At 64.7% G+C, this 23,693-nt stretch carries 18 protein-coding genes; 12 read left to right on the top strand and 6 right to left on the bottom strand.

What is annotated here, in order from left to right; genetic code table 11:
- Nucleotides 1-139: 139 nt before the first annotated feature.
- Nucleotides 140-1,486, bottom strand: a complete 1,347-nt coding sequence (locus tag RFM40_RS23785) for a sigma-54-dependent transcriptional regulator (RefSeq protein WP_320228962.1) — start codon at nucleotides 1,484-1,486, stop codon at nucleotides 140-142.
- Nucleotides 1,483-3,351: a sensor histidine kinase gene (locus RFM40_RS23780; protein ID WP_320228963.1), complete on the bottom strand. Its 1,869-nt coding sequence runs from the start codon at nucleotides 3,349-3,351 to the stop codon at nucleotides 1,483-1,485. The genes RFM40_RS23785 and RFM40_RS23780 overlap by 4 nt, the downstream gene beginning before the upstream one ends.
- Before the next feature lie 235 nt (nucleotides 3,352-3,586).
- Here RFM40_RS23780 and RFM40_RS23775 point away from each other — a divergent pair, with 235 nt between their 5' ends.
- Nucleotides 3,587-4,921, top strand: coding sequence for a dicarboxylate/amino acid:cation symporter (locus tag RFM40_RS23775; RefSeq protein WP_320278338.1), 1,335 nt, complete (start codon nucleotides 3,587-3,589; stop codon nucleotides 4,919-4,921).
- A 129-nt stretch (nucleotides 4,922-5,050) separates the two neighbouring features.
- Nucleotides 5,051-5,632, top strand: a complete 582-nt coding sequence (locus RFM40_RS23770) for a histidine phosphatase family protein (protein ID WP_320228965.1) — start codon at nucleotides 5,051-5,053, stop codon at nucleotides 5,630-5,632.
- Nucleotides 5,633-5,907: 275 nt separating this feature from the next.
- Here RFM40_RS23770 and RFM40_RS23765 read toward each other — a convergent pair whose 3' ends face one another.
- The gene (locus RFM40_RS23765; protein WP_320278337.1) at nucleotides 5,908-6,672 is read right to left on the bottom strand and encodes a pseudouridine synthase; all 765 of its coding nucleotides are present in this window, start codon (nucleotides 6,670-6,672) and stop codon (nucleotides 5,908-5,910) included.
- A gap of 224 nt (nucleotides 6,673-6,896) precedes the next feature.
- Here RFM40_RS23765 and RFM40_RS23760 point away from each other — a divergent pair, with 224 nt between their 5' ends.
- On the top strand, nucleotides 6,897-7,763 hold the full coding sequence (locus tag RFM40_RS23760) for an ABC transporter substrate-binding protein (protein ID WP_320278336.1): 867 nt from the start codon (nucleotides 6,897-6,899) through the stop codon (nucleotides 7,761-7,763).
- A complete protein-coding gene (gene fhuB, locus RFM40_RS23755) occupies nucleotides 7,756-9,804 on the top strand; it encodes a Fe(3+)-hydroxamate ABC transporter permease FhuB (RefSeq protein ID WP_320278335.1) in 2,049 nt (682 codons plus the stop codon). Before RFM40_RS23760 ends, fhuB begins: the two co-directional genes overlap by 8 nt.
- A gap of 97 nt (nucleotides 9,805-9,901) precedes the next feature.
- Here the strand turns inward: fhuB and RFM40_RS23750 are convergent, their stop codons facing one another.
- Both RFM40_RS23750 and RFM40_RS23745 read right to left on the bottom strand, forming a co-directional pair.
- Nucleotides 9,902-10,387, bottom strand: coding sequence for a hypothetical protein (locus tag RFM40_RS23750; protein ID WP_320278334.1), 486 nt, complete (start codon nucleotides 10,385-10,387; stop codon nucleotides 9,902-9,904).
- Nucleotides 10,388-10,479: 92 nt separating this feature from the next.
- On the bottom strand, nucleotides 10,480-10,920 hold the full coding sequence (locus RFM40_RS23745) for a hypothetical protein (protein ID WP_320278333.1): 441 nt from the start codon (nucleotides 10,918-10,920) through the stop codon (nucleotides 10,480-10,482).
- A gap of 468 nt (nucleotides 10,921-11,388) precedes the next feature.
- Between RFM40_RS23745 and RFM40_RS23740 the strand changes: the two genes are divergently transcribed.
- Genes RFM40_RS23740 through RFM40_RS23720 form a run of 5 tightly spaced genes read left to right on the top strand, consistent with a single transcriptional unit; the run spans nucleotide 11,389 to nucleotide 17,035 of the window.
- Complete coding sequence (locus RFM40_RS23740; protein WP_320278332.1) at nucleotides 11,389-12,642, top strand: sarcosine oxidase subunit beta family protein; 1,254 nt, start codon at nucleotides 11,389-11,391, stop codon at nucleotides 12,640-12,642.
- A 13-nt stretch (nucleotides 12,643-12,655) separates the two neighbouring features.
- A complete protein-coding gene (locus RFM40_RS23735) occupies nucleotides 12,656-12,925 on the top strand; it encodes a sarcosine oxidase subunit delta (protein ID WP_320278331.1) in 270 nt (89 codons plus the stop codon).
- Nucleotides 12,922-15,804: a sarcosine oxidase subunit alpha family protein gene (locus RFM40_RS23730; RefSeq protein ID WP_320278330.1), complete on the top strand. Its 2,883-nt coding sequence runs from the start codon at nucleotides 12,922-12,924 to the stop codon at nucleotides 15,802-15,804. The genes RFM40_RS23735 and RFM40_RS23730 overlap by 4 nt, the downstream gene beginning before the upstream one ends.
- Nucleotides 15,797-16,321, top strand: a complete 525-nt coding sequence (locus tag RFM40_RS23725; RefSeq protein ID WP_320278329.1) for a hypothetical protein — start codon at nucleotides 15,797-15,799, stop codon at nucleotides 16,319-16,321. Before RFM40_RS23730 ends, RFM40_RS23725 begins: the two co-directional genes overlap by 8 nt.
- A gap of 51 nt (nucleotides 16,322-16,372) precedes the next feature.
- A complete protein-coding gene (locus RFM40_RS23720; RefSeq protein ID WP_320278328.1) occupies nucleotides 16,373-17,035 on the top strand; it encodes a TetR/AcrR family transcriptional regulator in 663 nt (220 codons plus the stop codon).
- A 135-nt stretch (nucleotides 17,036-17,170) separates the two neighbouring features.
- Here the strand turns inward: RFM40_RS23720 and RFM40_RS23715 are convergent, their stop codons facing one another.
- Nucleotides 17,171-19,387 carry a mechanosensitive ion channel family protein gene (locus tag RFM40_RS23715; RefSeq protein WP_320278327.1) on the bottom strand — a complete coding sequence of 739 codons (2,217 nt, stop codon included), beginning with the start codon at nucleotides 19,385-19,387 and terminating at the stop codon, nucleotides 17,171-17,173.
- A 493-nt stretch (nucleotides 19,388-19,880) separates the two neighbouring features.
- Here RFM40_RS23715 and RFM40_RS23710 point away from each other — a divergent pair, with 493 nt between their 5' ends.
- The 3 genes from RFM40_RS23710 to RFM40_RS23700 are packed head-to-tail and all read left to right on the top strand — an operon-like array spanning nucleotide 19,881 to nucleotide 23,534.
- Nucleotides 19,881-21,095, top strand: a complete 1,215-nt coding sequence (locus RFM40_RS23710) for a glycosyltransferase family protein (RefSeq protein ID WP_320228975.1) — start codon at nucleotides 19,881-19,883, stop codon at nucleotides 21,093-21,095.
- A 1-nt stretch (nucleotide 21,096) separates the two neighbouring features.
- Complete coding sequence (locus RFM40_RS23705; protein ID WP_320228976.1) at nucleotides 21,097-22,341, top strand: glycosyltransferase; 1,245 nt, start codon at nucleotides 21,097-21,099, stop codon at nucleotides 22,339-22,341.
- Entirely contained in the window at nucleotides 22,338-23,534 is a 1,197-nt protein-coding gene (locus tag RFM40_RS23700) for a glycosyltransferase family protein (protein ID WP_320278326.1), read from the top strand. The genes RFM40_RS23705 and RFM40_RS23700 overlap by 4 nt, the downstream gene beginning before the upstream one ends.
- Nucleotides 23,535-23,693: the final 159 nt, after the last annotated feature.

Here is a 23,693-nt window from a genome sequence, read left to right as displayed (position 1 = left end):
AACAAACCATCAACGCTTGCCAATGGCAACCGGCAACGCCGTCGCGGTCATGCGTTCGCCGCCCGGCTGGTGCCAACGTGCCACGGTTTCCTGGACAGGCTCAACGGTCTGGGATCGGATCGGGTTCCACAAGATTGATCTATCTGGAAAAATCGCTGCGCACGATGCCGTGCCGCTGCAGCTTGTCGTAGAAGGTCTTGCGCGGAATGCCGAGCGCCTCGATCGTGCGCCGAACATCGCCGTCGTTGCGACCAAGTGTCTCGCGGATGATCTCGGCCTCGTAGCGCTCCAGCCGTTCCGGCAACGGCATGGCGGCGTCCGAATCGGCCGGCGCAGGGGAAGGGCTGCCGCCGATCTCCTCCAATCCGAGCACGAAGCGCTCGGCGAAATGGGCGAGTTCGCGGACATTGCCGGGCCAGTCATGTTCTCTCAGATGGCGCTGGACGGCGGCCGGCGCCGCGGGCACCGTGCGATGGAAGCGGGCCGCGGCGCGCTCGGCGAAATAGCCGAACAGCAGCGGCACGTCGTCCCGGCGCTCGCGCAGCGGCGGGATCGAGAGCGTCACCACATTGAGCCGGTAATAGAGGTCCTCGCGGAAAGCACCGCGCTGGCTCGCGTCGCCGAGATCGACCTTGGCGGCGGCGACGACGCGCAGGTCGACCGGCCGGACCTCGTTGGTGCCGAGCGGCGTCACCTCGCGCATTTCCAGCACGCGCAGCATCTGCACCTGCGTCGCGGCCGGCATGCTTTCGATCTCGTCGAGGAACAGCGTGCCGCCGCTCGAATGCTCGATGCGGCCGACGCGCTTCTTCTGCGCGCCGGTGAAGGCGCCGGCCTCATGGCCGAACAATTCGCTCTCGATCACCGTCTCGGGCAGCGTGCCGCAGTTGAGCGCCACGAAATTGCCCTTGGCGCGGCGGCTCCAGCGATGCAGCAGGCTCGCCACCACCTCTTTGCCGGAGCCGGTCTCGCCGGTCACCAGCACGTCGACATCGGTGTCGGCGATTTGCCTAAGCGTGCGGCGCAGCCGCTCCATCGCCGGTGTCTGGCCGATCAGCGGCAATCCCTCCTGCGCCTGCTCGGCCGCCTCGCGCAGGGCGCGGTTTTCCATCACCAGCCGCCGCTTTTCCGCCGCCCGCCACACACTTTGCGCCAGCCGGTCGGCGGCGAATGGCTTGGTGATAAAGTCGTAGGCGCCGTCCTTGATCGCTTTGACGGCCATCGCGATGTCGCCATGTCCGGTGACGAGAATGACCGGAATGTCCGGGTCGAGGTCGACCACCCGGTCGAACAGCTGCAGTCCGTCCATCTCAGGCATGCGGATGTCCGACACCACGACGCCGGCAAAGCTCGCCTCGAGGCCGGCGAGTGCCTCGCTTGCCGAGGCAAAGGCTGAGACAGCAAAGCCGGCGAGCTCCAGCGTCTGCCGCGTCGCCTTGAGCAAGTCGCTGTCGTCGTCGATCAGGATGACCGGGTTGCCGTTCATGATGCCACGCCAGCTTTCGAGAAATGGACGGTGAAGCGGGTGCCCTGCTCGCTGCTCGACACCTCGATGCGCCCGCCATAGTCGGCGACGATATCCTTGGAGATGACGAGGCCAAGCCCGAGCCCCCTTTCCTTCGACGTGTTGAACGGTGTGAACAGCGATTTCAGGATCGCGGGGGGAATGCCAGGGCCGTTGTCGGAGACGATCAGCGCAACGCCGTCGGCGGTTTCGGAAGCGGACACTTCGACCCGCGCGTCGTCGCGGCCCTCGAGCGCTTCCAGCGCGTTCTGGAACATGTTGATCAGCACCTGCTCCAACCGCAGCCGGTTGCCCATCACCTTGAGCGACGGCGGCGGCAGCGTGATCGCCAGCGCGTCCAGCCGGCCGGCAAAGCGGCTTCTGAGCAGCACCACGGCGCCTTCGATGACGCCACGCAGTTCGACCGGCTCAGCCGCCGTGCGGCCTTTGCGGGCGAACGCCTTCAATTCCTCGGTGATCGAGCCGATGCGCTCCGTTAGCGCGGCAATGGCGCCGAGATTCTCCTCGGCCGGCGCGGTCTGCTGGCGCTCCAGGAAGACGCGCGCATTGTCGGCATAGGCGCGGATGGTCGCCACCGGCTGGTTGATCTCATGCGCGACGCCGGCGGCAACCTGGCCAAGCGTCGCAAGGCGGTTCGCCTGCACCAGCTCCTGCTGCATCACCTGCAGCTTCGCCTCCGTGCTGCGGTGATCGGCGATCTCGGCTTGCAGCCGGTCGCGCGCGAGGCTGAGGTCCTGGGTGCGCTCGACGACGCGGCGCTCGAGCTCGGCGCGTGCCGCCTGTTCGGCCGCGATCCGCATCTGGGCGGACTGCCGGCGCCACGACAGATAGGCGGCTAAAGCGATCAACGGAACGATGACGCCGAGTGCCAAGAGCCGCATTTCGCGCTGGGCAGAAGCAATCGGCGCTTCGGCCGGAACGAGATAGTCGAGCCGCCACGGCGTCGATGGCAAGGCCGTGGACAGCCGCAGATATTCCGCGTCGCTGCCGCCAGGCGTGATCGCGTGGACCAGCGCGACATCGGGGCTGAGCGGTTGCGGCCTCGTGATCGGCAAGGGCACCAGCGGCGCTTCGCCGAACTGCTGGCTGGCGCGGATGGCGGCAAGCACCGGCTGGGCAAGCGGCGCCGTCGTCATGAAGCGCCAGGACGGCACGCTGGTGATCAGCACCACGCCATGCTCGTCGCTGACATAGGCCGGGCGGTTCGCCTCGTGCCAGTCGGCCTCGAGCTGGTCGAACTCCATTTTGACCACGACGACGCCGAGCGGTCCCGAAGCGCCGTCGACACGGCGCGAAATGTAGAGGCCCGGCCGCTTGCTGACATTGCCGAGCGCGAAATACTCGGCCGTGCCCGACTGCATCGCCCCCGAGAAATAGGCCCGAAAACCGTAGTCGTTGCCGACGAAGCTCACCGGCTCGCGCCAGTTACTGGAAGCGATCGCGAAGCCGTCGATGCCGGTGACGTAGAGCACCGAAGCCTTGGTGCCGGAGACCAGCCCTTCGAGCTTGCGGTTGAGAACATCGATCGAGGCGGGGCTGCGCTCAGTCAGCGCGTCATGCACCTGCTGGTCTTCGGACAAGAGCAGCGGCAGCGCGCGCGGATTTTCCAGCACCGCGCGGAGCAGCGCCACCTTGAGATTGGCATCTGTGCGACCCTGCGCCGACAGCGCCTCGATCTCGGTCGAGCGACCATAGAGTCCGGCGCCGTAGAGTGTCGCTGCAACGATCACTAGCGCCACCGCCGCAAACAGCAGCCAGGCGCGTCGCGCCCGTCTGGCGAGCAATTCGGGCGTCAAGGCGAGGGCAGCGGCCGGACGTTGCAGCATGCCGCATTTGTGCATGATTTCGCACAAAGCACAATTCAGTCTATGCGGATAGCCGCACTGATTCACTTGCAGCCACAAGCCGCTGGGTCGAAAAAGCCAGCAGAATCAATGTGGACTCCTCTGAGCCGGAATCTGGCACGCGCATTGCAAAGTCATCCGTAGCAGCCGCGAGGCTGTGGAGGTCAACTGCCCCAGGGAGGTCGAGCTTCTCGATCGGGGCTGCACGGAGGACATCATGCAGACGGCAATCGCTGCCGCGGAACCGCGCGGCAAAATTCCCTTCTACCGGCATCTCTATGTGCAGGTTCTGGCGGCGATCGCCGCCGGCATCCTGCTCGGCCATTTCTATCCCGAGTTGGGCGCCTCGCTGAAGCCGCTCGGCGATGCCTTCATCAAGCTGGTCAAGATGGTCATCGCGCCGGTCATCTTCCTCACCGTGGCGACCGGCATCGCCGGCGTCTCCGACCTGCATAAGGTCGGCCGCGTCGCCGGCAAGGCGATGATCTACTTCCTCGTCTTCTCGACGCTGGCGCTCGTCGTCGGCCTGGTCGTATCGAACGTTATCCAGCCCGGCGCCGGCATGCACATCAATCCGGCGACGCTCGACGCCACGAAGGTGTCTACCTTCACCGAGAAGGCGCATGACACGACCATCGTCGGCTTCCTGATGAATATCATCCCCGACACCATCACCGGTGCCTTCGCCCAGGGCGACATCCTGCAGGTGCTGTTCTTCTCGGTGCTGTTCGGCGTGGCGCTGGCGCTCGTCGGCGAGCGCGGCCGCCCGGTGGTCGATTTCCTGCAGGCGCTGACCGCGCCGATCTTCCGCCTCGTCGCCATCCTGATGAAGGCGGCACCGATCGGCGCGTTCGGCGCCATGGCCTTCACCGTCGGCAAATACGGCATCGGCACGATCGCCAATCTCGCCTTCCTGATCGGTACCTTCTACCTGACGTCGCTGCTTTTCGTGCTGGTCATTCTGGGTGCGGTGGCATGGTATAATGGCTTCTCCATCCTGGCGCTGATCCGCTACATCAAGGAAGAGCTGCTCCTGGTGCTAGGCACGTCGTCGTCGGAGGCGGCCCTTCCCGGCCTGATGGCCAAGATGGAGCGCGCCGGCTGCAACCGCTCGGTGGTCGGCCTGGTCATCCCGACTGGCTATTCCTTCAATCTCGACGGCACCAACATCTACATGACGCTTGCAGCGCTGTTCATCGCCCAGGCGACCGACACGCCGCTCACCTTCGGCGACCAGATCCTGCTGCTTCTGGTCGCCATGCTGAGCTCCAAGGGCGCTGCCGGGATCACCGGCGCCGGCTTCATCACTTTGGCCGCCACGCTGTCGGTCGTGCCTTCGGTGCCTGTCGCCGGCATGGCGCTGATCCTCGGCGTCGACCGCTTCATGTCGGAATGTCGCGCGCTCACCAACTTCGTCGGCAATGCGGTTGCGACCATCGTCGTGGCGCGCTGGGAAGGCGAGCTCGACCAGAAGCAATTCGCCGCCGCCATGGCCGGCCAGTTGCCGGAAGAAGCCGATCTGTCGCTCTCCGGCGGCCTGCAGCCTGCCTGAAGCAACCAGCATCCTCCCGACTCTGGACAGGTCGCGGCTCCCGCCGCGACCTGTTCTTTTTGCCGGACGCCGCATAGGGTGGCGCGGCCCGGCTCTCCCGCCGGTGCAAACAATCGCGAGGGGCGGTCGATGAGCAGCGCGTTTCCCGAGATCTACCTTGTCCGCCATGGCGAGACGGAGTGGAGCGCGTCGGGCAAGCATACCGGCCGCACTGACATTCCGCTGACCGCGAAGGGCGAGGATGCCGCGCGGGACGTTGCGGAGCGTCTCAAGGGCTTGACCTTCGAAGCCGTCTGGTCGAGCCCGTCGCAGCGCGCCTTCGACACCTGCCGGCTTGCGGGGTTCGGCGAGCGCGCGGTGAAGAAGGCCGACCTGCAGGAATGGGACTATGGCGCCTATGAAGGCGTGACGACGAAGGAAATCCTTGGCCAGCGCCCCGGATGGAACGTGTTTCGCGACGGCTGCCCGGGCGGCGAGACGGCGAGGGACGTCGGCGCCCGGGCCGATGCCGTCATCGCCGGGCTGCGTGCCGTCGCCGGCAATGTGCTGATCTTTTCGAGCGCGCATTTCCTGCGTGTGCTTGCCGCCCGCTGGATCGGTCTACCGCCGGAGGGCGGCGCGGATTTCGTGCTCGATACAGCCAGCCTCAGCATTCTCGGCCATGAGCATGATCTGACCGAACCGGTCATTCGCAGGTGGAACCAGCGGTAGCTCCGGCGAGGAACGCAGCGGCGCAAGGGGGAGGTCTGTCGTGATCCGTCGCGCCCCCCTCTGTCCTGCCGGACATCTCCCCCACAAGGGGGGAGATTGGCAGCTTTGGCGCCCCGCTCAATCCTGCGACGTTGGCGATTGGCGAAAGCGGCGGCGACGTCCGATCTCCCCCCAAGTGGGGGAGATGTCCGGCAAGGACAGAGGGGGGCGCTGTCCCGCCGGCGTTTCAAGGCTTCTCCGCTAGCAACGCTGATAGGACGTCACGGGAACCGACTTTAGGCTCCCAGCATCGCCAGCTCTTCACCCGTCAAATGTCGCGCCTTGCCCTTCGTCAGATCACCCAGCTGCAGCCGCCCTATCGCTACCCGAACGAGTCTCAGCACCTCGATGTCGAAAGCACCGAGCAGGCGGCGGATCTGCCGGTTGCGGCCCTCGTCGAGCATGATCTCCAGCCAGGCGGTGCGTCCGCCGCTGCGTAATAGCTCGATCGAGCTTGCCGTCAGCAGCTCGCCATCGACGGCAGCTCCCTGGCGGAACCGCTCGAGCATCGCCTCGTCGGGGGCGGAAGCGATCTGCACGTGATAGGTCTTGGCGACATGCGAGGCCGGATCGAGCAGGGCATTTGCCCAGCGCGTGTCGTTGGTCATCAGGAGCAAGCCTTCGCTCGCCTTGTCGAGGCGGCCGACCGGCGAGACGAAAGGCAGGCCGAGATCCGCAATGCAATTGTAGACGGTGCCGCGCCCTTCGGGATCGTCGCGCGTGGTGACCAGGCCGCGCGGCTTGTTGAGCATCAGATAGACCTTGCGCTCGGCGACGATGCGCTCGCTGTCGACGGTGATGCGATCGCGATCCGGATCGACGCGCAGTGACGGATTGCTGACCACCTTGCCCATCACGCGCACGCGCCCCTCGGCGATCATCTGTTCGGCCTGCTTGCGCGAACAGAGCCCAAGCTTCGACAGCGCCCGGTTGAGACTGACCTTGGAAGCCGAAGCGGCTTGTTTGGCTTCCGGCCGCGCGTGGATGAACTTGCGTGTCATTCCCGCGCAGATGCCATGCATGGCAACGGCCACGCAAGCCGGCGCCTTCGAACACGAGGGCACCTGGTCAACGTTTAAATGTTGACTACAGAATTCATGTTTCATAATCAACCAGCCAACGAAACGGATTTCGAAGATGCGCAAGAAAGGCGGGGACCGTGGTGCCAGACGACTTTCCGGCGGCTGGAACGAGAACCGACGCGCCTCGGCTTCAACCCCCTGGTATGACCCGGCGAGCGGCGCTTGGGCTTCTTGCATCGCCTTTCGCGGGTATCCGGCCGGTCGCCGCGTCGTCGAGGCTGCCGCGCATCGTCTGCCTCGACGACGGCCTGGCCGAGACCTTGCTGATGCTGGGTGTCCGGCCGGTCGCCATCGCCGACCGCAAGGTCTGGGAGGAGTGGGTGGTCGAGCCGGCGCTGCCGCCACAGGTCGCCGATATCGGCACGCTGCTCGAGCCCAATCTCGAATTTCTTCAGCAGCTCAAGCCGGATCTTATCCTTAGCACCCCCTATCTGGATGGCATCAAGCCGCTGCTCGAGCGTGTCGCACCTGTGACGACGATCGGCATCTATACGGAGAACGGCCAACCCTACCGCAACGCCGTCGAAGCCACCCGGAAACTCGCTCGCCTGGTCGGCAGGCAAGCCGAAGGCGAGGCGCTGATCGAAGCGACCGAGGCAGACCTGGCAAAGGTCAGGCAGGAGCTGACGCCATTTGCAGCCAGGCCGCTCTACATCGTCTCCTTCATGGATCAGCGCAATGTGCGCGTCTATGGCCGCATGAGCCTGTTCCAGGACGTGTTCGACCGCATCGGCATCCGCAACGCCTGGACCGCCGAGACCAATCATTGGGGCTTTGCGACCGTCGGCATCGACGGCCTGGCGACGGTGGATGAGGCGGGTCTTGCCTATCTCGAACCTCTGCCCGCCGGAGCCGGCGGCACGCTGACCGAAAGCCCGGTCTGGAACGCGATGCCCTTCGTGCGCAATCGCTCGATCATGCGCCTGCCCCCGGTGCTGATGTTTGGCGCTCTTCCCGCGGCTTCGCGCTTCGCCTGCCTGCTTGCCGAAGCGATGACCGCCCATGGCTGAGGACGCGGCCAGCATGGTGCAAAGCCGCGAGATCCCGGCCGGCGCCAAACGCCGGATTGCGGCCAGGCGCGATTGGCCGCTTGTCGCAATCCTACTGAGCGTCACGCTCGCCGCCCTGGCTGCAGCGGCAACGCTTCGCAATCTGTCCGTCCAACTGCCGTCGGCGCTCTGGTTCGACGCGGCGCTTGTGCCCGACATCGACGACATGCGGCAGGTGCTGGTCCACTATGCCTTCCTGCCCAGGCTTATCGTCAGCCTGCTCTGCGGCGCGGCATTGGGCTTGGCCGGCACCGTGCTGCAGCAGGTGCTGCGCAACCCGCTGGCTTCGCCCGAAACGGTCGGCGTCTCCGCCGGCGCCTATCTGGCGCTGGCGCTTGCCACGCTCTTCGCGCCCTCGCTGCTCGCCTTCGGGCGCGAATGGGTGGCTCTTGCCGGTGCCTTTGCGGCGTTGGCGGCCGTGCTTGCGCTTTCCTGGCACAAGGGCCTGTCGCCGCTTTCCGTCGTGCTCGCCGGCCTCGTCGTCAGCCTTTATGCCGGAGCGACCGGCGCAGCGCTTGTCGTTCTCAATCATGAATGGCTGGCCGGCCTGTTCATCTGGGGCGCCGGCTCGCTCGGCCAGCAGGATTGGGTGACGACGTTTTGGCTGCTGCCGCGCCTGGGCATTGCCGCGCTGGCGATCGGCCTGATGACGCGGCCGCTGACCTTGCTCGGCCTCGAGGACGAAGGCGCGCGCAGCCTCGGCGTGCCGCTTGGCGTCTATCGTTTCGCCGGGCTTGGCATGGCCGTGGCGCTCATCGCCTTCGTCGTCGCGGCCGTCGGCGCCATCGGCTTCGTCGGCCTCGCGGCCGCGGCATTTGCCCGTATCGGCGGGGCGCGCCGGTTCGGTCAGCGGCTGGTCGTGGCGCCGTTGATCGGCGCCGCATTGCTATGGGCCGCCGACCAGGGCGTGCAACTCGCAACCGGACCGCGGGGCGACCTGCTGCCCACCGGCGCCATCACCGCGCTGCTCGGCGCGCCGCTGCTGCTCTGGCTGCTGCCTCGCCTCAGCCTCGGCGCTGAACTTCCGGTGCTCGCCGCGGAGCGCCTGCCCAGGCTACGGCGCCCTGGCATGCTGCTCGCGGTATTGGGCCTCGCCATGCTCGTGGTTCTGGTTCTTGCTCTCTCTTGCGGACCCGCGCCGGAAGGCTGGAGCTTCGCCGTCGGCGATCAATTGCAGCCCTTGCTGTCCTGGCGTTGGCCGCGCGTGCTTGCCGCCCTGTCCGCCGGCGTCATGCTGGCGCTCGCCGGGCTGATGATGCAGCGCCTGTCCGGCAATCCGATGGCGAGCCCGGAGGTTCTGGGCATCAGCGCCGGTGCCGCGCTTGGCATGGTGATAGCGATGTTTGCCGTCTCCGATCCGGGCCGCCCTGTGCAGACCGCGGCCGCCGCCGGCGGCGCCTTCGCATCCTTGCTTGTCGTGCTTGCCATCAGTCGCCGCGCCGCCTACGCGCCGGAGCGGCTCTTGCTTGCCGGTATCGCGCTGACGGCGCTGTTCGATGCGCTGATCCTGGTGCTCACCGCCACCGGCGATCCGCGCGCCATGCTTCTCATCAACTGGCTGACCGGCTCGACCTACGGTGTCGATCAAGGCTCGGCGGTCCTGACGGCGTCGATCGCGCTTTGCCTGTTGCTGATGGCGCCGCTATTCATCCGCTGGCTCGACATGCTGCCGCTGGGCGTGCCGGCGCTGCGCTCGCTCGGCGTCGATGTGGCGAGCACTCGGCTTTTGGTGCTGCTGATGGTCGCCGTGCTCACCGCCGCGTCAACCCTGATCGTCGGCCCGCTGACCTTCATCGGCCTGATGGCGCCGCATCTGGCCCGGCGCCTCGGCCTTGCCCGCGCTTTGCCGCAGGTCGTCGGCGCCATTCTTGCCGGCGCACTGATCATGGTCTTGGCCGACTGGATCGGCCGCGCCTTGATCTTCCCGCGCCAGGTCCCGGCCGGCCTCGTCGTCACGCTCATCGGCGGCCCGGTGGTGATGTGGCTGCTGCGCCGCCGCTGAAGCTCGCGCTGTTCCAGATCGACGCGGTCGGTGAGCAGAAACGACCGGAACACGGGTAGGGTATCGGAGCGGCCAAGGCCGATCGGACGCCGCGAAGTCATGGTTCCGGCGGCGCGCTCAACCGCCGGTAGGGGACGCCGTCGAAAGTCGCCGTCACGAAGCTCTGGACCGACATCCTGCGCTTGCGGCCGTCGCTGCAGGCATAGACCGGCCAGCCGGCTTCGCTGCATTCGTTTGCCGCACAGATGCGCGCAAGGCAGTTCCCGACGGTGAGCCGGAAGCCGCCCTTGCCGGCAAAACCTTGCAGCAGGCTGCCGTCGGCCGAGCGCCATGTCCGCTGGCGGAATTCCGGCCGCAAAGCCAGAGGTTCGAGAGGGACGGCGAGGTTGGCTGTACCGGTACGCGCCATGAGCTGAAGGCGGTAGCGGGCCATTCCGGTCGTATAGGCCGTCACAAGGTCGGACTCACCCAGATAGGCGGTCGCCAGGTCGGAGTTGTCGAGCAGATGAGGCAGCCGCTCGCCCGCTTCTGTCGGCCTCACCAGGGCAACAAGGGCGGCAAAGGCCAAGCAAGCGCGCAACATCTCGATTTCCAGCAGCCATGCATATCCGGCGTGCCAGCGCCCCCGGCTGCCTTCCATACCATCCCGCCAATTGGTTCGCGGTGCAAGCCGCCTCAGCCGGTAGGGGACGGCGGCAGCTCGAACAGGGTGGCGCCGTTCTCCTGGCCTCGCTCGACATAGCCGATGACCTGGAACCATCTTGCGACGTCCGGGCGATGGAGCCAGCTGCGCGAGTGTACGGGAAGGTTGCCGGCGAGCGCCTGGATATGGCGGATGTGGCGCTTGCAGAAGCGAACGGTTGCCGCGCTGAAGAAGTCCTCCTGTGCGGCAAACAGCGTGTCGGCCGCGTCGCCGTGCTCATGCCAGGCGATGATGGCGACGGCCTTGTCGTCCTGGACCAGCGCATGCGCCCGGCCTTCCTTCAGGTTCATCATCAGATTGTCGTAGGCGGCCTTGCTGTCCTTGCCGGCCGCCAGGTACTCCTCCGACATTCGCTTGGACAGGCCGCGGAAAACATCCTCAAGGTCTCCGACCGTCGCTGCGCGTGCTCTCATTTCTCCTCCAGACAGCCCGGGAGGCAGTTTGCCCTATCGATGGGGGATCACCAAGCAAAGCAAATCCGCCGTCAGGCCGATGCGCGCAAATGCATTTCACAATGCCGTGATCGCCGTGCTTGTGCGGCGCGCCGGCTTGAGATCGGCACGGCACCACCCCCTTATCACGCAATCACCACGGTCGTTGAGCGCCAGGGCCCGACATTCGCAACGACCGCAGATCCTTGCCGCCGAATAGATTTCGGATTATGTCCGCGCCTAATGGACACAAGTGTACATTCAAGCTAAGTTCGCGCCGCGCGAAGGTCGACGGCCTTCGCCAATCCGCAGCGGGACGGAACGGATTATGGACCTTCAAGGGCGGGGCGAGTTGATTGCGCCGGCTTGGCATCACGCCGGCGACGCGGCGTCTCAATGCCCCTGCGTACCGATGCAATACCAGTCGCCTGATGATGCGGGCTTGAGTGCATGACAAGACACTATTCAGCGCTTTCACTCTTCAAGGAAGGCGTCACCGGCCAGACCGGCTGGGAAAAGGCCTGGCGCTCGCCCGATCCGAAACCGCGCTATGACGCCATCGTCATCGGCGGCGGCGGCCACGGCCTCGCCACCGCGTACTATCTCGCCAGGAACCACGGCGTCACCAACGTGGCATTGCTGGAGAAGGGCTGGATCGGCGGCGGCAACACCGGCCGCAACACCACCGTGGTGCGCTCCAATTACTTCTATCCCGAAAGCGCGGCGATCTACGGGCTGGCGCACAGCCTCTACAAGACGCTTTCAAAGGATCTGAACTACAATGCGATGTTTTCCGCGCGCGGTATCCTGACCCTCGCGCACAGCGAAGCGGGAATGGAAACCGCGGCGCGCACCGTCAACGCCATCCAGGTGAACGGCATCGACTGCGAATTGTTCTCCGTCGAGGACGTGCGCCGCGTCGTGCCGATCTACAATTTCGGCCCGGATGCCCGCTACCCGATCTATGGCGGGACCTGGCAGCCAAGCGGCGGCACCGCCCGCCACGATGCTGTCGCCTGGGGCTATGCGCGCGCGGCCAGCCGCCTCGGCGTGGATATCATCCAGAACTGCGAGATTTCCGGCTTCATCATCGAAAACGGACGCTGCCGCGGCGTCGTCACGTCGCGCGGCGAAATCCGGGCCGAGCGGACGGGAATGGCGGTGGCCGGCCATTCATCGGTGCTGGCGGCGAAGGCGGGATTCCGGCTGCCGGTCAACTCCTACGCATTGCAGGCCTGTGTGTCTGAACCGGTCAAGCCGATCATCGACACGGTGGTGATCTCGCCGGACACAGGCGTTTATGTCAGCCAGTCGGACAAGGGCGAATTGGTCATCGGCGGCGCGCTCGACCGCATCCCATCCTATGGCCAGCGCGGCAACCTGCCGGTGCTGGAAGGCGTGATCGCCGGCATGCTCGACATGTTCCCGATCTTCGGCCAGCTGAAGATGATGCGGCAATGGGCGGGCATCGTCGACGTGGTCCCGGATTCCTCGCCCATCATCGGTGAATCGCCGCTGCCCGGCCTGTTCCTCAATTGCGGCTGGGGCACCGGCGGCTTCAAGGCGATTCCGGCCGGCGGCACGCTGCTCGCCCACCTGCTTGCCACCGGCAGCCACCACGACATCAGCCGGCCTTTCGATCTCGACCGCTTCGCCCGCGGCCGGCTGATCGACGAGGCGGCCGGCTCCGGCATTGCCCATTGAAGGTTAGAAAAAGATGCAGCTCTTTCCCTGCCCGTTCTGCGGGCCGCGTGAAGAAAGCGAATTTCACCATGGCGGCGAGGCCGGCAACCTCAGGCCCGACGGCAGCGACGTGACGGCCGAGCGCTGGGCCGGCTATCTCCACATGCGCGACAATCCGAAAGGGCCGACCCGCGAGATCTGGGTGCATCTTACCTGCGGCGAATTCTTCGCGATGAGCCGTGACAGCGTCAGCCATAAGGTCTCGGGTTCTTCCGCGCTCGGCGAAACGGAGCACGGCGCATGAGCGCTTCGCGTCTCCCCAATGGCGGCAGCGATATCGATCGCGCGCGCCGGCTGACCTTCACCTTCGACGGCAGGCGCGTCGAGGGTTTTGCCGGCGACACGATCGCCTCTGCCCTGCTGGCGAGCGGCCAGGCCGTTGTCGGCCGCAGCTTCAAATATCACCGGCCCCGCGGCATCTGGGGCTCCGGCGTGGAGGAGCCCAACGCACTGGTCGACGTCGAGAGCGCCGACGGCCGCGTGCCGAATGCGCGGGCGACGACGGTGCCGGCGAGCGACGGCATCGTGGTCAGGAGCGTCAACGCTTCGCCGACGGCGCTGGCCGACCGCAATGCGGTGCTCGACCGCTTCGCCCGCTTCCTGCCCGCCGCCTTCTACTACAAGACCTTCATGTGGCCGGACTGGCACCTGTTCGAGCCGCGTATCCGTGCCATGGCCGGGCTTGGTGTCGTCGACCGCGACTGGAAGCCGCGCCAGGTGGCGGACCAGATCAACCATCACTGCGACGTCCTGGTGGTCGGCGCCGGACCGGCGGGGCTCACCGCGGCTGCCGGCGCGGCGGCGGCGGGCCACTCGGTCGTCCTGGTCGACGAGCGGACGCATCCCGGCGGATCGTTGCGCCACCGCGCCGGCGAAGTCGATGGTGTCGAGGGGACGGCGTGGGTCGATGCGACGGTTGCCAGGCTGAAGAGCGGCGGCCAGTTCGTGCTCGCCGATACGACCGCCTTCGGCCTTTACGATCACAATCTGGTGGCGCTCAACCAGCGGCACCGCGACGGACGGCCGGACACGTTGTGGCGGGTGCGGCCGCGCCGCATCGTGCTGGCGACGGGCGCGATCGAGCGGCCGGTTCCGTTCGCCAACAACGACCTCCCGGGGATACTCTCCGCCGATGCCGCACTTGTCTATCTGCGCCGGCATGGCCTGCTTGTCGGCCGCCAGATCGTGGTCGCCACCAACAACGACAGCGCCTACGAGCCGGCGTCGGCGATCGCCGCGGCCGGTGCCTCGGTGACGGTGGTCGATTGCCGGCGTCATGGCGGCGCTCAAGCGAGGACCGGTATTCGCGTCCTGGCAGGGCGCACGGTGGCGGCGGCGCGCGGGCGCAACGCCGTCCAGGGCGTGCTGCTCGACGACGGCCCGACGCTGGCGGCCGATTGCGTGCTCGTCTCCGGCGGCTGGACACCCACGGTGCACCTGTTCTCGCAGGCGAAGGGCAACCTCGCCTGGAGCGATGACCTCGCGGCTTTCGTTCCCGGAGAGGCTGTCGACGGGATCGGCGTGGGCGGCGCTGTGGCCGGCACGGTCTCGCTTTCCGAGACCTTGGCGAGCGGCGCAGCGGCCCTCGGTCCGTTCGGCTCCTCGTCATCGCCCGCGCCGCGCAGCACGGGTGCGGAAGCGACGCTGGGCATTGTCGGCCTGTGGCCGAAGCCCAAGGCCAGGGGCCGTGTGTGGATCGACTATCAGAGCGACGTCACCGCCAAGGACGTCGAGCTTGCGGCGCGGGAGAATTTCGTCTCCGTCGAGCACTTGAAGCGCTACACGACGCTCGGCATGGCGACGGACCAGGGCAAGACGTCCAATCTGAACGGCCTGGCGCTGCTGGCCGATGTCACCGGCCGCGCCATCGCGGAAGTCGGCACCACGACCTACCGGCCGCCATTCACGCCTGTCCCGTTTGCCAGCCTGGCCGGAACGCGCCGGGGAAGCATGCACGCTCCGGTCCGCCGCCTGCCGCTGGAGGCAAACCATCGCGCGGCAAGCGGGGTGTTCCAGGAATATGGCGGCTGGCTGAGGCCGGCCTATTACGGACGCGGCGAGGCCAGGGCTTCAATCCAGGAGGAAGCGCGGCGTGCCCGGCAATCCGTCGCGCTCTTCGACGGCTCGACGCTCGGCAAGATCGAGGTGATCGGCCCGCGCGCGGCGGAATTCGTCGATTTCATCTACTACAACACCATGTCGACCCTGAAGCCCGGCCATTGCCGCTACGGCTTCATGCTGTCGGAAAACGGCGTCGTGTTCGATGACGGCGTTCTGGTTCGCCTGGACGAGCACCGCTTCATCGTCTCGTGCTCGTCGTCGCATGTCGCGGCCGTCCATGCTCGTCTCGAAGAATGGCGGCAGGATCGTTTCGGCCGCGATGCCGTCTATATCCATAACGCCACCGCGCAATACGCTACCTTGACCGTGTCGGGACCGAACGCGCGCAGGCTGATGGAAGCGCTCGATCTGGGTGCTGCGCTGGACGATGCCAGCCTGCCGCACATGGCCGTCGGCGCCGGCCATTTTGCCGGCGACGAGGTGCGCATCGCCCGGGTATCCTTCACCGGCGACCGAAGCTATGAAATCTCCATCCGCGCCGATCGGGCCGAAGCGCTGTGGTCAAGGATGCAGCAGGAGGGCCGAGCGTTCGACGCCGTTCTGCTCGGGCTCGAATCCCTGATGATCCTGCGCGCCGAGAAGGGCTACATCGTCATCGGCAAGGACACCGACGGCAACATCATGCCGCACGACCTGGGCGTTGGCGGACCGCGAACCAAACGTACAGGTGAATTCGTCGGCCGGCGTTCGCTGTTCACCGAAGCGGCGAACAGGGCCGACCGCAACCAGCTTGTCGGGCTTGCGGTCCACGAAGGCGAGGTGCCGCTGGCGACCGGCGCGCACGGCGTCGAGAAAAGCGGGGGCCGCCTCCGAAGCATCGGCTTCGTCACTTCGAGCTATCAAAGTCCGACCCTCGGCCGCCCGGTTGCCCTGGCGCTCATCGAACGGGGCGCCGCGCGGCATGGCGAAACGATCGACGTTCGGCATCTCGGCGTCGTGCGGCAGGCGACCATAGTCGCACCCTGCGCCTTCGATCCGGAAGGGAGGCGGCTGCATGCGTAACCTTGCCGAAAAGTGGCCGGCAGCGCCGGACTGGACCACGGCGGTGCTGAACAAGGACGGCATCAGTGTACGCACGCTTGGCGGGCTGAATCAGCTCCTGGTCAGCGGCGACCTGACAGCCTGGGCGCAGGTTTCCGGCCTTGCCGGCGAAGGCGTTGGAGCCGGCGCGCTAGCCAGCGGCGACAAATACCAGGTGCGGATCGCGCGCGATCGCATACTCGCCGTTGGCGAACGGCCATTCCCCATCGCGGCCGGCTGGCACGAGGCCGGTTTCGCGGTCTCGGTCATGGATGCCGGGCTGCATGTGTTCGAGATCGAGGGGCCGGGTCTGGCCGGTCTCGTTGCCAGGGGCACTGCGCTCGATCCGGGCCAGGCAAGCCGCTCGGCTTCGATCCTTTTCGCCGGCGTCAGTGTCCTCTTTTACCGGCTCGGCAGCCCCGACCGGGCGCGCCTCCATGTCGACCGCGGCCTCGCTCCTTATCTTTGGGAATGGCTGGAACGGTTGTCAGTATTGTAGCGACGCGGTTTCGCGTCTATCTAGCCGGCGTTCAATCTCGGCCGGCTCGCTATGCTTCCTGATTCCAGTGCTGATGAAGTCGCGCGACGGTCCGGTCTGACCGGCAACACCAAGGTGACGCGCGAGGACTGGATGAAGCTCGCGCTGGAGACGCTGATCTCCGAGGGCGTGGAGGCGGTGCGCGTGCTTGCGCTCGGGCAGAAGCTGAATGTCTCCCGCTCCAGCTTCTACTGGTATTTCAAGAGCCGCCAGGACCTGCTGGATCAGCTTCTGGACCATTGGCGCAACAACAACACCCGTTTCATTGTCGAGCAGGCCGGTCGGTCCGCCGCATCGATAACTGAGGCCGTGCTGAATGTCTTCGAGTGCTGGCTGGATGAGAAGCTGTTCAATCCGCGATTGGATTTCGCCGTGCGCGCCTGGTCGCGCCAATCCGCCGAAGTGCACCGGATCGTGAACGAGGAGGACGACGCGCGGGTCGACGCCATCCGCGCGATGTTTTCGCGGCACGGTTATGCGGACACGGAAGCGTTCGTGCGGGCGCGCGTGCTGTACTTCACCCAGATCGGCTACTACTCGCTCGAAATCGTCGAGCCGGTGAGCAACCGTCTCTTCCTGACGCCGGCCTACCTGCTCACCCACACCGGCAAAGAACCTCGCGAAGGCGAGGTGGAAGCCTTTGCCGAAAAGATGCTGTCGCGAACCCGCGGTTGAGCAAGGCCGACTGATCGACGCTGCTGAGCACCGTGGGCCGCCATCACCTCAATTCAGGTCGCGCGGAAACTCCTTGACCTCTTCGCGATCGATGCGCGGAAAGTCATGCTGCGACCGGCAGGTGTTACAGCTTTCCTACTCCGTCGTGTTAGCTTTTTTTCTGCGCCGGTTGGTGTGCGACTGCGCGGCGGCAATTTTTAATTCGGGTGTGATCTCCAAGGGCGCATTCTCTGCCCCATGTGGGCTGTGTGGCCCCTGGACCTGGACGGTCGGAAGCGGAAGTTCGATGCCCTGCTCCTTGAAGACTTGACGCAGGCGTACAAAGAATTTGCCCTTCATCCCAAAGGCGCCTCCCGGTCTGGTTGTCACCTTGACCCTCAATACGATGCCGTACTCGCCGAACTCCTGTACGCCCTGCATCTTGATCGGTTCGAGCACCCAGTGCTTGAACTCGGGATCCTCCGCCAGCTCAAGGCCAACTCGCTTGATCAGCTTGCGCGCGAAGTCAATATCGGTGTCATAACCAACGGTGATGTTGAATTTGTCGGTGACCCAGTCGCGGCTCTGGTTCTGGACCGCCCCGAGTTCGCCGAAAGGTATTGTGAACAGCGGTCCACGATGGTGGCGCAGCTTCACCGAGCGCAGCGAAAAGCTCTCCACCGTTCCCACGTAACGGCCGGATGTAATGTATTCGCCAACACGAAACGCATCGTCGAGCAGAAAAAACACGCCCGAAATGACGTCCTTGACGATGGTTTGCGCTCCAAATCCCACAGCGACGCCAACGACGCCGGCGCCGGCGATCAGCGGGCCGATCTGGATACCCACCGAGGCCAGCATCATCAGCACCGCCATCACGACGATCACTGCGAGCAGAATGTTCTGGATGATCGGCAACAGCGTGCGCAGCCGAGCCTGCTGAGGATCGAGGGTCGGGACGTCCTCCTCGCCTATCACCGCGTGCGGTGTTTCGATGCCCAGCTTTCGTTCGATCAACGCTTTGATGATCGACCAGCCGAAATCGGCGGCAAGCGCAATGATGATGATATTGATCAGGCCGCGCAGTATGAGCATGGTCGTCGTATCGCCGTCTTGCATGGACTGCATGTCCAGACCCCAGACACGCGCGAGAAAATAAGCCGCCGCCAGGATGAAAATCATCCGGATCCCGCGATCGATGACAGCGATCGTCACCGCCGGGATCGTGGGCCGGCCTGCTTCTTCCGAACCCGGTCGCAGGACGAAATTGACCCCGCGCTGCGCCAGTACGACCGCCAAAGGCAGGAAGAATGCGGCGAAGGTAAACCAGAAGAGTATATAAAGGCCGGCGATGCGCTGCAGGAACAGAACGACGAAGTAAGCAGTCAATAACCATGTCGTTGCCGTGTGGTGCGCACCTTCCCGCTGCGTTCTTGGCCGACGCCAAACGGCAAGCAGCAACAGCAACAGCAGCACGAAATCGGCGCCCACCGACAGGACCATCATCCCGTCCCGATCGATACCGAGACCCGGCAAGAGGATGAACGCGGCGGCGAAGAAGGCGAAGACGCCGACGATCCGGGGTAGCCAATAGAACCAATGGTCAGCCGTCTCGTTGGTGATCGGCAAAGCACGAACCTCGACGGCGTTCTCGACCTGCATGAAGGAAGGGACGAGCATAGCTGCGAGGTACATGCGCACAGCCGATGTAACGACTGCAGCCATCAGAAATGTCAGCACGATCTCGCGGATAAGCATTGGCCAGTCGAACAACATGAACGCGCCGGCGCTGCCAAGCGCGAACGAGACGATCAGCAGGCTGGAATAAAGCGTGCGGCCGCCAATCTTCTTGGCCCGCCCGATGGGCGTATCCTTCGGCTGCGCGATGATCCAAAGACGAAACGGACGGGTAAGCCTGTACGTTGCCCAAGCGAGCGCCACGCCGGCAGCGATGAACATCGCGATCAGCAAAAGCACGCCGGCAGACCCCTTGCTGGACATATCGTCCATGGTCTCAGCACGAACGCGCGCGAACTGCGCCGGCAGCAGGGGCAAAGTTTGCACGATTCTTTCGATATGATGCTTGATCCGATCGAGCGTCGAGGATGCCATCGTATTCATCTGGCCTGGTGCGGCCACGGCGTCCGACGATGCGTCGGCCGGCGAAGCTCCTGCTTCTGCAGGCGCTCCGGTTGACCCTGCGTTTTGATTTCGTTGTTCAGCCACCCAGGCCTTCACTGACGGATCGTCGAGAAGCTCGAATAGCTGTTTGACCCTTTCAGGCGGGACGGTCGCCGGCGCCTGCGCCTGTGCCGGACCAGCCGACAAAAGGGCGATTCCAAAGACGAGCGGCCTGGCAATCAGGATCAACATCGCAGTCAGATCTCCGAGACGTTGTGCCAGGTTCCCGGCTCCCAATCGTCGAATCATGAGTGGCATCGTGCTGTTAACCTTCCGGTCGAATCGGCAAGCAACGACATCTACGTCCATCGCTGCTCCTACCTTGAAGAAGCCCATGATGTGGTGCAAGACGTCATCGGTCCGAGTTAGACTGTCGCGCCGGGTACCTGGCGGTATTCCAGCGAGCCGTCGAACAGTTCAATCTTCTCAGTTACGAGGTCGTCCAGCCCCAGGGCGGCACTATCGCCGCGCCGATTTTAGAGCCAAAGCCCGCTGCGCAGCATGTGCGCGCTGCCGTGGTCGACGCAGTTTATAAAGGCGCCGAGCGCGCGGATGGTGAGGGATTGGCGGCTTCTTGGGTAATACAAATTGAAAATTGCCTCCTCATGTTTCAAAACATGCCGGTAGACCCGCTTTCGCATCCTGTGGATCGTCCACGCTCCTAAAGACAAGAATTCGTTCAAATATGACCCAGCACGCACAAGACGCTCGAATTCTCATGTACAGCCACGACACGTTCGGGCTCGGCCACTTGCAGCGCTGCCGGACGATCGCGCATTCGCTGGTCGAGGATTTCCGCGGACTTCAGGTGCTTATCATTTCGGGTGCGACCATCGCCGGCGCCTTCGACTACCGCGCCCGTGTCGACTTCGTGAAGATCCCCAGCGTCATCAAGTTGCGCAACGGCGAATACACCTCGCTGGAAAAAGATATCGATCTGGATGAGACGCTAAGGATGCGCCAGTCGATCATCCGCCACACAGCCGAGAGCTTTCGGCCGGATATCTTCATCGTCGACAAGGAACCGCTCGGCCTGCGCGGTGAGATCGAGGACACGCTGTCCTACCTCAAGACGCGGGGCACCACGCTTGTGCTTGGCCTGCGCGAGGTGATGGATGCGCCGCATCTGCTCGAGGCAGAGTGGGCACGTAAGGATGTGATGCGCAAGATAGGCCTGTTCTACGACAAGGTCTGGGCCTATGGTCCGCCCGATTTCTACGATCCGTTGACCGGCTTGGATGTGCCGCCGGCGGTCAGGGCAAAGATGAGGTTCGTCGGTTTCCTGCAACGGAGCCTGCCGCGGAACGAGTTGCCCGGCCACCGGCCCGAGGGCGACTATATCCTCGTCACCACCGGTGGCGGCGGTGACGGCGCCGAACTGATCCACGACGTCATCGATGCCTATCAGCAGGATCCCAAATTGCAGCATAGGGCGCTGATCGTGCTTGGGCCCTACATGCCGGCGCGCAAGCGCAACAAGCTGCTCAAGAAGGGGTCCAAGATCCCCTATATCAAGATCATCGAGTTCGACAACCGCATGGAAGACCTGATTGCCGGCGCCAAGGCGGTAGTGGCGATGGGCGGTTACAACACCTATTGCGAAATACTGTCTTTCGACAAGCCGGCGCTGATCGTGCCGCGCGTCGAACCCCGCGAGGAACAACTGATCCGCGCCCGGCGCGCAGCCGAACTCGGTCTCATCGAGATGCTCTTGCCGGAAGAAGCCAAGGATTCCCAGCGGTTTGCCGATGCGCTGGTGGCGCTGCCGGATCGGCCCCCCCCATCACAGAGCAATCCGCATCTGAGACTGGAAGGGCTGCCTCATATTTCCGAAATCGTCGCGGAATTGCTCGACCGGCGGGCCAGCCCTCAGCTTTCGGTCATCGAAGGACTGAACTGAGTTGCAACATCGCAAGATCGTCGTGGTTCTGAAAGGCTATCCGCGGCTGTCGGAAACTTTCATCGCGCAAGAACTGCTTGGTTTGGAGCGTGCGGGGTTCGAGTTGATACTCGTTGCGCTCAGGCGGCCGACCGACGCAAAACGCCACCCCGTGCATGACGAGATCAAAGCGCCCGTCCACTATCTGCCGGAATATCTGCATGAAGAGCCGCTGCGCGTGGTCCGCTCGCTGTTTGCTCATCTGCTGCGGCCGGGCTTCTGGCGCGCGCTCGGATCGCTGGCTGCCGATATCCCCCGCGACTTTACGCGCAATCGCGTGCGCCGCTTCGGGCAAGCGCTCGTGCTGGCTGCCGAATGGCCGGAAGACGCGGGATGGTTGCATGCACATTTCGCGCACACGCCGGCATCGGTGACGCGCTATGCCAGTCAGCTTCGTAGCCTGCCCTGGAGCTGCTCAGCCCATGCCAAGGACATCTGGACTTCGGCGGACTGGGATCTGGCCGGCAAGCTTTCCTCGGCGCGCTGGACGGTCACTTGCACGAAAACCGGCTTCGACCGTCTGAAAGAACTCGCCAACGGCAAGTCGCCTGTGCATCTGAGCTACCATGGGCTGGACCTTGATCGCTTCGGCAGTTTCGGCGAGGCGCGGAAACAGCATGACGGCTCGGCGCCGGACGAACCGGTTGTAGTTCTGAGCGTCGGACGCGCCGTCGAAAAGAAAGGTTACGATACCTTGCTGGAGGCCCTTGCCCTCTTGCCTGGCGATTTGGCGTGGCGTTTCGAGCATATCGGCGGCGGCGAGGAACTGGAACGGCTCAAGGCGCTGGCGCAAAAGCTCGGTCTGGATGGTCGCGTCTCTTGGAAAGGCGCGCTTGCGCAGAAGGAGGTGCTTGAGCACTACCGCTGCGCCGACATCTTCGCCCTGGCCTGCAGGATCACCGCGAATGGCGACCGGGATGGTCTGCCGAATGTTCTGGTGGAGGCGGCTAGCCAGCGGCTTGCCTGCGTGTCGACCGATATTTCCGGGGTGCCGGAGCTTCTATCGCCGGATGAAACCGGGCTGCTGGTTCCGACGGAAAACCCAATTGCCCTGGCACAGGCGCTGGAGCGCCTGATCCGTGACCCCGTGCTGCGCGCCCGCCTCGGCGACGCCGCGGAGCGGCGCGTGCGCGGCAATTTCGATCACATAGCAAGCATTGGACAGCTCAAGGAACTGTTCGAGCGGGGGTGGCGGGCCGCCGGATGAAGCGACTGCGCGCTTTCTTCTATGTCCAGCACCTCCTCGGTATCGGCCATCTCGCGCGCGCCAGCCGCATTGCGACGGCTCTGGTCGATGACGGGTTTGACGTAACCGTGGTGACCGGCGGAGCGCCGATCGCGGGGTTTCCAGGACTGGGTGTAAAATCTGTAACCCTGCCACCCGTCACCTCCGGTGATGAAGGATTTTCCGCGCTTGTCGACCTGCAGGGCAAACCCATCGACGATGATTTCAAGAAATGCCGTTCAGAGATGCTGCTGCAGGCATTCTGCGATTGCAGGCCCGATATCGTCATTGTCGAGGCGTTTCCATTTGGACGCCGGCAGATGCGTTTCGAACTCCTGCCACTGATCGAGGCCATCGAAGCGAGGTCGCCCAGACCGCTGTTGGCGACGTCCGTCCGTGATATCCTTCAGGAGCGCGTCAAGCCGGGCCGAGACGAGGAAACGGTCGATCTCGTCAACAGGCATTTCGAGCTTGTCATGGTCCACGGCGATCCGGCTTTCGCAACCATCGACAAGACATTTCCACTGGCTGGGGCGATCAGGACCGAGGTCACCTACACAGGGCTCGTTGCCGCGCCGCCACCGCCCGCGGCCGCCGAGCGCTTCGACGTCTTGGTGTCGGTTGGCGGCGGGGCTGCCGGAAAGAGCCTTGTCAGCTCCACCATCGCGGCGGCGCTGAATGCCAGCAACGCTTGGAAATGGTGTTTGATCACCGGCCCGAACCTGCCGAAAGACGAGTTTGACGCGATCGCGCGCGATGCCACGCCGGGCCTGTCCATCTTCCGGTTCCGCGAGGATTTCGCCAGTCTGCTGACCGGCGCCCGCCTGTCAGTCTCGCAGGCGGGTTACAACACGGTCTGCGATGTCTTGCGCGCGGGTTGTCGCTCCCTGCTCGTTCCATTTGCGGCCGGAGGGGAAACCGAACAGACGGCACGCGCCCTGATGCTCGAGGAACTCGGTCTGGCAACGGTGCTGATGGAAAAGGACCTGACGCCTGAAGGTTTGGCGCAAGCGATCGAACAGGCGCTTGTGGGACCGACGCCATCCGCGCATCGTCTCGATCTGGAAGGCGCGCGTCGCTCGGCGCAAATCCTGCGCGAGCGATATCGAACATGGTCCCTAAAAGCGGTGCCCGATTCCGGAAAAGTTCATGATCAAACATCCGCTGGACGCTAAAGCGCGTCGCGATCTTTCAAATTCACTCCATGCGCTTTAGTTTTGATTTTGCGCATGTCTTTGTCCCGAAACCGGTTCCCACTTTCGGGAACCATGCTTTAGCGGCGTCGCGTGTGGTGAGATTTGTGCGATGCGGTTCAAGTCCTTGTTTTTATGTGT

This window comes from Mesorhizobium captivum (assembly GCF_033977165.1).
GTDB lineage: Bacteria > Pseudomonadota > Alphaproteobacteria > Rhizobiales > Rhizobiaceae > Mesorhizobium > Mesorhizobium captivum.
This window is presented reverse-complemented; position numbering and strand designations above follow the sequence as displayed.